Annotated in this window: 8 protein-coding genes, 1 tRNA gene and 2 rRNA genes; 8 read left to right on the plus strand and 3 right to left on the minus strand. The window is 44.1% G+C overall.

The window, feature by feature from the left end:
• Positions 1-57: 57 nt before the first annotated feature.
• The 4 genes from prmA (at position 58) to B5X68_RS21770 (ending at position 7,853) form a co-directional block, all read left to right on the plus strand.
• Complete coding sequence (gene prmA / locus B5X68_RS21755; RefSeq protein ID WP_082216864.1) at positions 58-888, plus strand: 50S ribosomal protein L11 methyltransferase; 831 nt, start codon at positions 58-60, stop codon at positions 886-888.
• 12 nt (positions 889-900) lie between these two features.
• A complete protein-coding gene (locus tag B5X68_RS21760; protein WP_082216865.1) occupies positions 901-5,580 on the plus strand; it encodes a hypothetical protein in 4,680 nt (1,559 codons plus the stop codon).
• A 153-nt stretch (positions 5,581-5,733) separates the two neighbouring features.
• Positions 5,734-6,384 (plus strand): glycerol-3-phosphate 1-O-acyltransferase PlsY, encoded by a 651-nt coding sequence (gene plsY, locus B5X68_RS21765; RefSeq protein WP_082216866.1) that lies wholly within the window; start codon positions 5,734-5,736, stop codon positions 6,382-6,384.
• Positions 6,385-6,491: 107 nt separating this feature from the next.
• On the plus strand, positions 6,492-7,853 hold the full coding sequence (locus B5X68_RS21770) for a dipeptidase (RefSeq protein WP_082216867.1): 1,362 nt from the start codon (positions 6,492-6,494) through the stop codon (positions 7,851-7,853).
• Between the two features lie 42 nt (positions 7,854-7,895).
• On the opposite strand, the gene B5X68_RS21775 is transcribed toward B5X68_RS21770, so the two are convergent.
• Complete coding sequence (locus B5X68_RS21775; RefSeq protein WP_082216868.1) at positions 7,896-9,122, minus strand: tetratricopeptide repeat protein; 1,227 nt, start codon at positions 9,120-9,122, stop codon at positions 7,896-7,898.
• Positions 9,123-9,297: 175 nt separating this feature from the next.
• Between B5X68_RS21775 and hpt the strand changes: the two genes are divergently transcribed.
• The 4 genes from hpt (at position 9,298) to B5X68_RS28690 (ending at position 11,785) form a co-directional block, all read left to right on the plus strand.
• Complete coding sequence (gene hpt / locus B5X68_RS21780) at positions 9,298-9,825, plus strand: hypoxanthine phosphoribosyltransferase (protein ID WP_082216869.1); 528 nt, start codon at positions 9,298-9,300, stop codon at positions 9,823-9,825.
• 14 nt (positions 9,826-9,839) lie between these two features.
• Positions 9,840-11,240, plus strand: a complete 1,401-nt coding sequence (locus tag B5X68_RS21785) for an MBL fold metallo-hydrolase RNA specificity domain-containing protein (protein ID WP_082216870.1) — start codon at positions 9,840-9,842, stop codon at positions 11,238-11,240.
• A 73-nt stretch (positions 11,241-11,313) separates the two neighbouring features.
• Positions 11,314-11,397 (plus strand) — tRNA-Leu (locus B5X68_RS21790).
• Positions 11,398-11,560: 163 nt separating this feature from the next.
• Positions 11,561-11,785 carry a hypothetical protein gene (locus B5X68_RS28690; protein WP_141110374.1) on the plus strand — a complete coding sequence of 75 codons (225 nt, stop codon included), beginning with the start codon at positions 11,561-11,563 and terminating at the stop codon, positions 11,783-11,785.
• 5 nt (positions 11,786-11,790) lie between these two features.
• Here B5X68_RS28690 and rrf read toward each other — a convergent pair.
• Both rrf and B5X68_RS21800 read right to left on the minus strand, forming a co-directional pair.
• Positions 11,791-11,902, minus strand: a 5S ribosomal RNA gene (gene rrf, locus B5X68_RS21795).
• A 145-nt stretch (positions 11,903-12,047) separates the two neighbouring features.
• A 23S ribosomal RNA gene (locus B5X68_RS21800) occupies positions 12,048-12,269 on the minus strand; the annotation flags it as partial.

Here is a 12,269-nt window from a genome sequence, read left to right on the forward strand (position 1 = left end):
TAAAGTTTGAGTGGGCTTTTTTAGTTATTAAGTTTACCAGTAACAAATAACAATACAATGAATTACATAGAAGTAGATCTAAAAGTAGACCCGGATTTTTCGGAAATATTGATGGCGGAGCTGGGAGAGGCTGGTTTTGAGTCTTTTGTAGAGACGGATGAGGGGCTCTTGGCTTATATTCAGGAAAATGATTTTGATGAACAAAACTTGCACGATCTTACTGCCAAATACCTGGAATTAACGACAATAGCGGCCACATGGAAATCGTTAGAAAGAAGAAATTGGAATGAGGAGTGGGAAAAAAGCTACGAGCCAATAGAAGTTGGTGATCAAATCCGGGTGAGGGCCACCTTTCACGAGCCGGACCCCGCATTTAAATACGATTTGCTGATCCAACCAAAAATGTCTTTTGGCACAGGACATCACGAAACGACGTGGCTCGTCATGAACGAGCAGCTGGGTTTGCCGCACACCGGATTGGCAGTGATGGATGTAGGTTGCGGAACGGGGATTTTGTCCATTCTTGCTTCAAAACTGGGTGCGTCACATTTATTGGGTTTTGACATTGATGAATGGGCTGTTGAAAATACCAAGGAGAATTTTGCAATGAACAATTTGGTTTCCAAAGCGGAGGTTTTCCAGGGAACAATCACCGAAGTTCCTAAGGAGCAAATGTTTGGAGGCATTCTGGCGAACATTAACAGAAACATATTATTAAGTGAAATACCCGCTTATGTGAAGCATTTGCAGCCCGGCGGCTGGCTGGTCACAAGCGGATTTTATGAAACAGATCAGGCTGACATTGAGCAATGTGCGTTTGAAAACGGGTTAACGAAAATTAACTCGAACAAGCGCAATCAATGGGCCTGTGTGGTATTTAAAAGTTGAGGAACAAAACAAATGAGGATACTTCGTACTGCTTTACTTTTCTGCATATTGGCATTGGCAGGCAAAACTGTGTCTGCGCAAAACTTAAAACTTTCGGACGATCCGGGGCAGTTTATGGTACAACTGCGCAAGCTGATGGATGGCAGCCGCAACCCGCAATACATTCGCTCCGCCGCGCAGCTCGACAGCGTGTGGATGTCTGCGTTGAATACTTCCCAGCAAACGAAGTTTATCAACATTATTAAAACACAGATTTCGAAAGGGCAGAAAGCGGGGCCGGTCATGTTCCTCCTGATCCGCAACACGCATGCATTTGCGAAGCAATCGCCAGAAAACCTGGAAGGCTTTCTGGATCTGGCGACAAATTCGGGGCAGAAATATGATGGTAAGACATTGCAAAAAGTGCTGGAAACGGTCAGGACGATTAATGAAACCAATAAACTCTACGCGGCAAATTATAACTCACTTTACCTTTTAGAAGGAACATATAAATATCGTTTCGACACAACGAATGCTGTAACGGCTAATGCGGAAGCGACTGTTGCCGCTGCCAATGACAGCTGGGACACGCCTGTTGACTCGAATTACGTAATTACGCCCAAATCAAATCCCCTACCCGTCATTTCCGGCGCTATGCTGGACTTGCAGAATGCAACATTCGCCATGGTTACGGCGAGCGATTCGGTGGTTTTCGGACCAGCTAACGGCAGCGTTTCGCTTAAAGACGGTGTTTTTGTTGGAAAAAATGGGAAGTTCAACTGGCAGGCCGGCGGTGATTCATCCATTTATGCAGATCTGGACAGTTACTCCTTCAACATTTCCCAGCCCAAACTCGTAGCCGAAAATGTTACGCTGCACAGCGACGCGCAACTTGCGGCGCCAATTAAAGGGACATTGGAATACCGGGGCGTCAAGAAAATAAAGGGACAACCTGCGCCGTATCCCCGTTTTGTTTCCAATGGAATTGATGCCCGATTGAAAGAAACGCGTAAAAATATAGACTACAAAGGCGGTTTCGCGTTGATCGGGACCGAAATGTATAGTTCTTCGTTAAGCGATCTTCCATCGACGATTAAAGTAAAATATAAAGACAAGCTTGCGTTCACCGCCCAGAGTAAGAAGTTTGAATTGAAAGATTCGGTCATTGCTGCTTCGTTTGCGACCTATTCGATGCCGCTTGGCGGCGATTCGCTGTATCATCCGGGTGTGACATTTAAATACAACGATGACGAGGGATTGGTAAAATTAGGTCGCGTTGAAAGGACCGATTACGCGCCTTTGCCCTATAAAGACACTTATCACAAAATGAACATCTGGTCGCAGGCAATGCGGTGGAGATTTCCGAACGACAAGGTGGAATTCTTCCGCATTAATGGTAAGCAGGTTGCTCCTGTGAAGCTGGAATCGCTGGATTATTTCAAAAAAGAGCGTTTTAAGGACATTAGCAAGGAATACGGATTTCAGCCGCTGATTATGGCTGCGAATTATACCCAAACAGAAAAAAAATCGGCATTTCTGTCCGATGATTTGGCGCGGAAATTCAAACAAAAGCCTGAAATCATGCGGAATACACTGCAAAGGCTTACGCTGGAAGAATATTTCATTTATAACAAAGAAACCGATGAGTTCGCGTTAAGCAAAAAAGGGATCCTGTTTGTGTTGGCAAACCTGGATAAAGCGGATTACGACAACTTCCAGGTTACTTCTCAATATACGGCCAATGATGAAACCGCAAATGCGACGATCTATCTGCCGGATACAATGCTTACCGTCCTCGGCGTTTCGCGATTTGTGGTGAGTGATTCCCTGAAAATCTATGCTGTTCCTCAGGACAAAAAACTGATTATTGGTAAAAACAGGAATTTCACACTGAACGGCCAGATGGTCGCGTCCAACTATCAGTTCAGAGGGCAAAATATCAAGTTTGATTATAACCAGTTCTTCGTGAATGTTGCACCTTCGGATTCCATCACATTTACGCCGAGAGAAAAATTTGCAAAAGGACAAAAAGGCGAAGTCGGCGGTCACGTCAAATATGAAAAAGGGGGAACATTTTACCTGAGTGATCCAAAGAATAAATCCGGGCTTCAAAAAGGTGTAAAAAAGTCGCCCAGGCTGGTTGTTGAGGAAGGGATGATGGTTTATTTTGATCAGCCCGAGCGTGGAACCGTTATTTATCCAAGAGAAGTCAATTTCAAAATTCCCAAGATTGATATGGGCGGACTGGATGAACGCGACGTCATTTTTGAGGGAACATTCAACGCAAATGGCATTATCCCGAACATTCAGACGGTTTTGAAAAGCATGCCGGACAACTCCCTTGGATTTGAATATAAGCCGCCGGTAACGGATATGAAGCTTTATGAAGGCAAAGCGATGGCCCGTTTTACCGACACGCTTACGATGGACAACACCGGTTTGCATTCCAAAGCAATTTTGAAATATATGTCTGCCTCGATGACGGCCAAGGAAGTTTTGCTCACCGCCGATTCATTAATGGCTTCCGGCGAAGTAGCCAGCATTAAGGAAGCGACCATTGGAAAAGGCTATTTTCCGGCTGTTCAATTAAAAGATTATGCATTGAAATGGTATCCAAATGCGGATAGCATGTTCATTAATACGCAGGGAAAATCGTTTTCTTTTTATAACGGAACCACGAGCCTGGAAGGCGGGCTTTTGCTGCGTTCGTCCGGACTATATGGAAATGGAAAGCTGAAAAGAGCTGATTCTGAGCTGTCGTCGCCCGACATTAAGTTTAACAAAGACGGCTATCTGGCCAATCGCTCTGAATTTGCCATTAATAGTGTTGATCAAAAATCGACGAAAAAGCTGCTTACGGGCAAGAACGTTAACATTGATTTCAACTTTAAAACCGGAATTGCAAATTTTCTGACCGATGATACCGGTTTCGGCTCCGACTCTTCGGGAATGGAAATTCCTACTGCTTCATACAAAACATTGATCGGAAGCGCCAAGTGGGATATGGCCAAGAAAACGATCCTGATGAAAGGATTTGGTGAAACCTCATCCTACACGTCCACGGATCCCGACCAGGAAGGACTGACATTCAATGGTTCTGAGGCGATTTATGATGTGGAAAAAGTGACGTTGAACATTAAAGGTGTTCCATTTATACAAACTGCGGACGTGAAAATCATTCCGGATGGCGGTTTGGTAAGCGTGGACAGCAAAGGGAAAATCGCTCCTTTGAAGAAAGCACGCATCGAAATTGATACATTAAACACGTCTCACAGAATGCGTGACGCGGACATCCGCATCGATTCCCGCAACCACTTCGAAGGTTCTGCAACATATCAATACATTACAGCAAGAAAAGACACTTTCAATATCAAGATGCAGAATTTTGAATTGAGGGAAATCGGTGCGGCAGAAGAAGGGAAAAAACAGCGTAATGGTAATCAGGCTCCTGCTTCCGTCAAATATTACACAACTGCCCGCGCAGATATTAAGGAAACTGAAAACCTGCTTTTATCTCCCCGCATTCAGTATAAAGGCGGCATTAACCTGATTGCCTACGAGCCGTCGCTTCAATTGGATGGGTTTGTTAAGCCTGTTATCAAATTCAGGAAAGATTTCCAGAGCTCGTGGATTGTATATAAAGATGCTCCCGGCGAGACTGTTGCCATTAAAATTGATAAGGACCTGAAAAATGAGCATGAAATCCCACTTTCCGTGGGCTTACATTATAATGAGGCCAAAGGAATGTATATGTCATTCCTGTCGCCCAAAGATTCGGATGGTGATGAGGACATTTACACGGCGCAAGGCGAATTGAATTACAATGAAGATGAGAAAGCTTTCAAAGTAATGCCGCCTCCGGGAGCCGATGGCCTGATTGACGAAGCAAATGCATTGCGTTTTGACGATAAAACCGGACTTGCAACATTCTCCGGCCCGCTTAAACTGACCGGCGCCACCTGGCTGCAAGCCGTAGGAACCGGTGAAGCGCAGGTGGATAGTGCACGGTTTTCGTTCAATACGATGTTATTGATGAAATTGCCGGCGTTGGAACCGATTTCACAGCCATTAGCTGCAAAAATTGTTGAAGTTAATCTGGAAGAGCAAAACAGCACCGCGGCCGATGACGACGCGGAGCAGCTGAACAACAAATTATCTGCACTGATTGGCTCGAAGGCGACGGATGCCTATGCGAAGCTCACTGCCGCTGGTTACAAGCCATTATTTGAAGCATCGCCAGCTTTGGACGTTCCGATGCTGTTGTCTAATGTAAATTTGCATTGGTCTGCTTCGCACGGGGCATACTATTCACAGGGGCCGATTGGCGTGGCGAACTTGGGTCGCAACAACATTAACGCGCAGATGGAAGGTGTGCTGGAAATCAGGCGTTCCGTTGATGGCGACGAATTCAGTTTGTATTTACAGGCTTCCCCTGACGTTTGGTATTATTTTGATTACAAACTTGGAGAGCTGGGCGTCGTTTCATCTCAGGTTGATTTTAATGATCAGATCACGGCGAAGTCTAAAAATGTCAAATCGAAGGATATGTCGCTGGTGTCGATCGGTTCCGAGGAGAAGGATGCTTTTGTAAACCGGTTTGATGACTTTTACCAACCGGCAATCAAAAAGGCCAAGTTAGCAGCCAAAACAACTAAGAAAAAAGTGGTTCCGGCTGAGAAAAAGAAGAAAGTTGAGCCAACCGAAGGATTTTGATATGGATGTAGAATTCGCAACACTTTATGCTACAATTTGAAAAATTGCTTGTATAATGTTAGTTTTGTATCCGTTTTGCTTGTAAAATCCCTCAACTATCGTATTTTTGAACAAAACATTTTAACGTTTAAAATTTTCTGCGAATAGTACAATATGAGTATTGCCTTATTAATAACTACGATTATCGCTGCCTATTTGTTAGGATCAATCCCGAGTTCAGTTTGGTACGGAATAGGATATTTTGGAATTGACGTAAGAAAACATGGCAGCGGAAATGCTGGCGCTACCAACACCTTCAGGGTTTTAGGAAAGCGCGCTGGGACTGTCGTAATGTTAATTGATGTATTGAAAGGATGGACTGCGACATGTCTTGCTTCGATGCTGTTTTATATGAACGAAATCGGTGAGACGGAGTTATTAATGTACAAGATCTTATTCGGCATTATAGCGATCATCGGTCATATTTTCCCCGTTTTCGTTCGTTTCAAGGGCGGAAAGGGAATTGCAACATTGCTGGGTATGGTCCTGGCTATCCACCCCGAACTTGCTTCTGTTTGCATCACCATCTTTATTCTGACACTACTTGCTTCTCAATATGTTTCGCTGAGTTCTATACTCGCAACCCTGGCATTTCCTGTGCTTTCATGGGTTGGCGTCTTTGGTCATCCTGAGCCACTGTTAATTGTTTTTGGGTTTACAATGTTCGTATTGGTCGTTTTCACGCATCAAAAAAATATTGTTAGGCTTATGAAAGGCAATGAGAACAGGGTTAACCTTTTTGCCAGGAAGGCCAGCAAAGCATAAATAAGAAACTATAATTAAAAAAACAGCCTCTGAGGGACGACCTTAGGGGCTATTTTTTTATCTTGACGCGCCGTTTAGCGGCACTTTAAACCGAAAACACAATAAAAATGCTTAGCTATATCAATGCAAACCGTGACCGATTTCTGGATGAACTTTTAGATTTACTGCGAATTCCGTCCGTGAGCGCAGATTCCAAATTCAAGCCTGACATGCTCAAAGCCGCTCAATTTGTGCGCGACCGTATTTCGGAAGCTGGTGCGGACCGTGTCGAGATTTACGAAACGGCGGGACATCCGGTTGTATTTGGTGAAAAAATCGTTGATGAAAATCTTCCTACTGTCCTTATATACGGACATTACGATGTACAGCCAGCGGATCCTTATGAGCTATGGAATTCACCACCATTTGAGCCTGTGATCAAGAATGAGCGGATTTACGCGCGAGGATCTTGTGACGATAAGGGCCAGTTTTATATGCATATCAAAGCATTGGAAACCATGTTAGCCACGGATAATCTGACTTGCAATGTAAAGATTATGATTGAAGGTGAAGAAGAGATCGGCTCCTCTAACCTCGGCTCATTTGTAAGTGCGCATAAGGAAATGCTGAAATGTGATACGATTCTGATCTCCGACACAAGCATTATTGCCAATGACGTGCCTTCCATTGAAACCGGTCTTCGCGGCCTTACCTATGTAGAAGTTGAAGTTGTTGGCGCGAATCGCGATCTGCATTCCGGCGTTTACGGCGGCGGCGTTGCGAATCCCATTAATGTATTATGTGAAATGATCGCTTCTCTGAAAGATGAGAACGGGCACATTACCATTCCTGGTTTTTACGACAATGTTGAAGAGCTTACTGCGGACCAACGTGCAGCCTTAAACGCAGCTCCTTTTGATTTGGAAGAATATAAAAAAGACCTTCAAATTGACGATATCTCGGGCGAAGCGGGTTACTCTACAATAGAAAGAACTTCTGTGCGCCCAACATTGGATGTGAATGGAATCTGGGGAGGATATATTGGCGAAGGTGCTAAAACCGTGCTTCCTTCAAAGGCCAATGCCAAAATCTCCATGCGTCTGGTTCCGCACCAGACTGACGATGAGATTCTCGCATTATTTACCAGACATTTCGAATCGATTGCGCCGGCGTCAGTGAAAGTAAAAGTTACACCGCATCACGGCGGTTTGCCTTACGTGACGCCGACGGATTCTCTGGAATATAAAGCTGCGGAAATGGCAATGGAAGAATCTTTTGGGAAAAAACCGATTCCCACACGCGGTGGCGGCAGCATTCCGATCGTGGCGTTATTTGAACAGGAATTGGGCTGCAAAAGCATTCTCATGGGCTTTGGCCTTGACATTGATGCACTGCATTCACCCAACGAGAGCTACGGGCTTTTTAATTATTACAAAGGAATAGAGACAATTCCCCTGTTTTTCAAACATTATGCAGCATTAAAGAAATAGCAAAGCTTGCTAAATGCCAAAGAGATAGCATGTCAAAACCTGCTATCTCTTTCTTCGCTGATCCCGTTTCATCTTCTTCAAGTTGGCAATGGCCGTTTTTGCTTCCCTGTCCTGACTTGTTTTCTTATCGGCTTTTTCAGCCGCTTCCTTATAGTAGCGAAGGGCTTCATCATAATCTTTTTTGATCTCGGCTATTTTACCTAATCCAATCAATGATGAAACGTAGTAACCTGCGTTCAGAGAATTGGTTTGGGTTGAATAGTCGATCGCTTTCTGATAATACTTACCCGCCATATCATAATTCTTGTGGTAAGTCATGTTATAATAAGCGAGCACGTATGCCGCATTTCTTCCACTAACTCCTTCATAACCAGGCATCCCACTACTTATTTTTTCAATAATATTTTGGGCAGCTTTTTCCGCTTCCGCCATTTTGCCCGTTACAAATGCAGTCCTGCAAAAATACCGCTCGAAATATGGGTTGTTAGGAAAGGTTTGCCACATATATTTTGCCATTTCGTAAGCCTTGCCATATTCATTTTCCATACTGTAAATCTGCAATAGAAAATACCTGGCTTCCACGCGTGTATAAAATGCATTGTTTCCAACTTTTTCCAGCTGCTGCTCACCAAGCTTTTTGTTACCCTTTGGAAAAAGTGACATAACGGGCTTTAAAATAGGGTATTCTTTGGGGACCCACTCCGCATAGTAATTATAAAGACCGTCGCCAAAAAGCAATTCAGGTGTCAGATCACCGTTTCCTTTGCATTGCTCGAAATATTTCAAAGATTTTTTCCCTGCGAATGCTGCTTTCGTCCAGCTTTCTCTTTCTGCGTATAATCTTCCTTTGAATGCATAGGCGGCGGCCAGGAAAAATGCGGGTTCCACTTTGTTTTTTTCCTTGTCGTAAAGCTGTTCGGCCAGGTTAATAGTAGAATCCATTTGAGCTAAAAAAGCCTTGTCATGCGATTCATTTTCTGTGTTCGGAACAATTTTCCACCATTCGGCAAGTCCCATTAGAAAATGCGGCATGGGGTGTTTGGGATATCGGTATTTAAGCCAGCGAAATTCCGTGTCAGCTTCTGCAAACTTGTAATTATAAAGCATATTAATCGCTTCCGTGGACTCGATTTGCACGCTCGGGTTTTTCAGAATCATATCGTAATTCTTGTCCAATTCGGCAGAAGAATACAATTGAGCTGATGCAAATTGAAGAGAAGCAACGGTTAAGAAACAGTATGTGGTAGTATGGATTATTAAACTTTTCATATCAGGGGTAAATCTCCCTATTTAACGCGGGAATTATATTTTACGTTTGCCACAGGCTGGGTTTTTGAAAAAAGAGTTAATATTGATCCTCAGACCATTCCGCTGCCTGTGACAAAAATTATTTTTAAATTATCAATTTTCAGACGGGAATTTTGATAAGATGACACCTCAAATTATGATCAATATTCTTGATAAAAAATTCGTCCCGCTTATTTCCAGGGAAGTGATTGAAAACCGGATTGCAGCTATCGCCTCTGAGATTGAGAAGGATTACCAGAATCGCTGTCCGCTCTTTATAGTTGTATTAAACGGAGCATTTCTTTTCGCGAGTGAATTGGTCAAAAGAATTCCCCTTTCTTGTGAAATTACATTCATCAAGCTCGCTTCGTATAACAAAACACAGTCAACCGGTTCTGTAAGGGAGATTATAGGCCTTAATGATGACATTGCTGGCCGGGATATCATTATCATTGAGGATATCGTTGACACCGGTCTTACAATGGCTCAGTTATTAAGCCAAATCAATGATCTCGAGCCCGCCTCGGTTGCGATTGCAAGTCTACTCCACAAACCGGATGCGCTTCAGACGGAAGTCGACATCCGTTACACCGGGTTCAACATCGAGAATAAGTTCGTTGTAGGTTACGGACTTGATTATGATGGCATTGGCCGAAATCTGGACGCAATATATGTTTTAGCTTGATTTAGAATTACATTATGAACATACAATTTTTTGGAGCCGCAAGGACTGTTACGGGAAGTAAGCACCTTATTACAACAGAAAAAGGGACTAAGATCTTGCTGGATTGCGGACTGTTTCAAGGCATTCAGACGGACGAGCTGAACGAGAAGTTTGGCTTTAAACCTGCCGATGTCGATTATCTGGTTTTATCTCACGCGCATATAGATCATTCGGGCTTAATTCCGCGGCTCGTGAAACAAGGGTTCAGCGGACCTATTTACTGCACAGCAGCAACGGCTGATTTGTGTCGCGTTATGCTTTTGGATAGCGCCCACATTCAGGAAAAAGATTTGGGGAGAATAAATCGTCGCAGGGAAAAGCAAGGAAGACCGCTGCTTGACGAGCTGTATAACACGGAAGACGCTGTTCATGCATTGAGCTTATTTAAATCGGTTCAGTACGGTCAGACATTTTATTTGGGTGCAGATAATGAGGTTGCAGTTGTTCTGACAGATGCTGCTCATCTGCTTGGGAGTGCAGCCGTCCATTTGACCATTCCTGATGCCGGAACATTCAAGCAGGTAACCTTCACCGGCGATATCGGACGGCCAGAAGACAGGATTTTGCGGAAACCAGATGTTTTTCCGCAAGCAGATTACATTATATGCGAATCAACTTATGGTGATCGGTTACACGAGAAGCAAACCGACATGCAAGGGCACCTTCTGGAAATCGTTCACGAGACTTGTGTTGTAAGGAGAGGCAAGCTCATTATCCCTGCATTTGCTATTGACCGCACCCAGGAGCTTATTTATGCATTAGATCAGCTTTCCAGCTCAGGAAAGCTGCCTCAAATTCCCGTGTACATTGATAGTCCACTAGCGATCCGGGCAACCAAGATCATGAAGGAGCACGATGAATGCTTCAACCCGGAAATTCTGGCTTACATTGAAAAAGACGGCGATGCATTTGCATTTCCTTATCTTAAATACATTTCTGATGTAAATGAATCCATCGCGCTCAACGATAAAGCTGAACCTTGCATCATCATTTCAGCATCGGGAATGGCGGAAGCAGGCCGAATCAAGCATCATATCAAGAATAATATTGGAGACGCACGCGCTACCATTTTATTGGTTGGATATGCTTCTGGTAACACGCTTGCTGGTGCATTAAAAAGAGGAGATAAGAAGGTCAATATTTTTGGAGAGCAATTTGACGTGCTTTGCCAGGTCGCATCCATGGAATCGTTCTCAGGTCATGGCGACTATAACGAGATGCTTTCTTTTCTATCCTGCCAGACTCCGGAAAGGGTGAAGAAGGTTTTTCTCGTTCATGGTGAATATGAGACTCAGGTTGCTTTTAAGCTGAAATTGCAGGCAGCAGGCTTTAAAGACATTCTTATCCCGGCCCAGTTTGAAAATATCAAAGTATAAAAATTTTGATTTTTTGCTTTGCGCCATCAGGTAAAGCAGAAAACATTCTTATTTTTGCCAACCAGTTTTTATTGCCGAAGTGGTGAAATTGGTAGACACGCACGTTTCAGAGGCGTGTGGGGGTTGCCCTGTGTGGGTTCGAGTCCCATCTTCGGCACTACTCTAAGACCTCAATAAGCTAGATGATAGCAAGTTGAGGTTTTTTTGTGTCCAAACGTGAATAGAATAACGAAGTGCTGACAGATTTTTGTTGTTAATTTCCATAATTACCTAGGCACAAAAAAAGCCTTACATTTCTGCAAGGCTTTTGTAATGGTATTGTGGCGACTAGACTGCGCGGCCCGCCTACGCGGCCCGGTGTCATCGGCGGTTCTGGCCGGGCTTGCGTTCAAGCTGGGCGCCCCCGGCTTGGGCAGCCCGGCTTAGGTAGCCCCGCTTACGCAGCCCGGCTTAACTTCTCTGTTCCGGGACGCGTAGTCGGGATGGGAAGAGGTGAAGACCAGGCACAAAAAAAGCCTTACATTTCTGTAAGGCTTTTGGTTTAATGGTATTGTGGCGACTACCTACTTTACCAGGTTTGATCCAAGTATCATCGGCGGTTCTGGGCTTAACTTCTCTGTTCGGGATGGGAAGAGGTGAACACCAGGCCAATAGTCACCAACAAGCTCTTTGAGTAATTCAATGATTGAATTTCGAATGAGTGAATGAGTGAATATTTTCTATTCAGTCATTGAGGCATTCGCTCATTCAACATTAAATAATCAATGTCATATTGGAAGTAGAAGAGATCAAGATTGATAAGATATTAATGTGCAAGCTCTTGGGTAATTAGTACTGCTCAGCTGAATGTATTTCTACACGTACACCTGCAGCCTATCAACGTCGTAGTCTACAACGACCCTTATGTGGAAGATTCATCTTCGGGCTAGTTTCGCACTTAGATGCTTTCAGCGCTTATCTATTCCCCACATAGCTACCCGGCCATGCCACTGGCGTGACAACCGGTTCACCAGCGGTGGGTCCACCTCG

This window comes from Dyadobacter psychrophilus (assembly GCF_900167945.1).
GTDB classification, from domain to species: domain Bacteria; phylum Bacteroidota; class Bacteroidia; order Cytophagales; family Spirosomataceae; genus Dyadobacter; species Dyadobacter psychrophilus.

Excerpts from the sequence above, each read along its gene's own strand:
- B5X68_RS21760 (WP_082216865.1), top strand. The coding sequence starts at position 901 with ATGAGGATACTTCGTACTGCTTTACTTTTCTGCATATTGGCATTGGCA.
- prmA (WP_082216864.1), top strand. The coding sequence starts at position 58 with ATGAATTACATAGAAGTAGATCTAAAAGTAGACCCGGATTTTTCGGAA.
- hpt (WP_082216869.1), top strand. The coding sequence starts at position 9,298 with ATGATCAATATTCTTGATAAAAAATTCGTCCCGCTTATTTCCAGGGAA.
- B5X68_RS21775 (WP_082216868.1), bottom strand. The coding sequence starts at position 9,122 with ATGAAAAGTTTAATAATCCATACTACCACATACTGTTTCTTAACCGTT.
- plsY (WP_082216866.1), top strand. The coding sequence starts at position 5,734 with ATGAGTATTGCCTTATTAATAACTACGATTATCGCTGCCTATTTGTTA.
- B5X68_RS21770 (WP_082216867.1), top strand. The coding sequence starts at position 6,492 with ATGCTTAGCTATATCAATGCAAACCGTGACCGATTTCTGGATGAACTT.
- B5X68_RS21785 (WP_082216870.1), top strand. The coding sequence starts at position 9,840 with ATGAACATACAATTTTTTGGAGCCGCAAGGACTGTTACGGGAAGTAAG.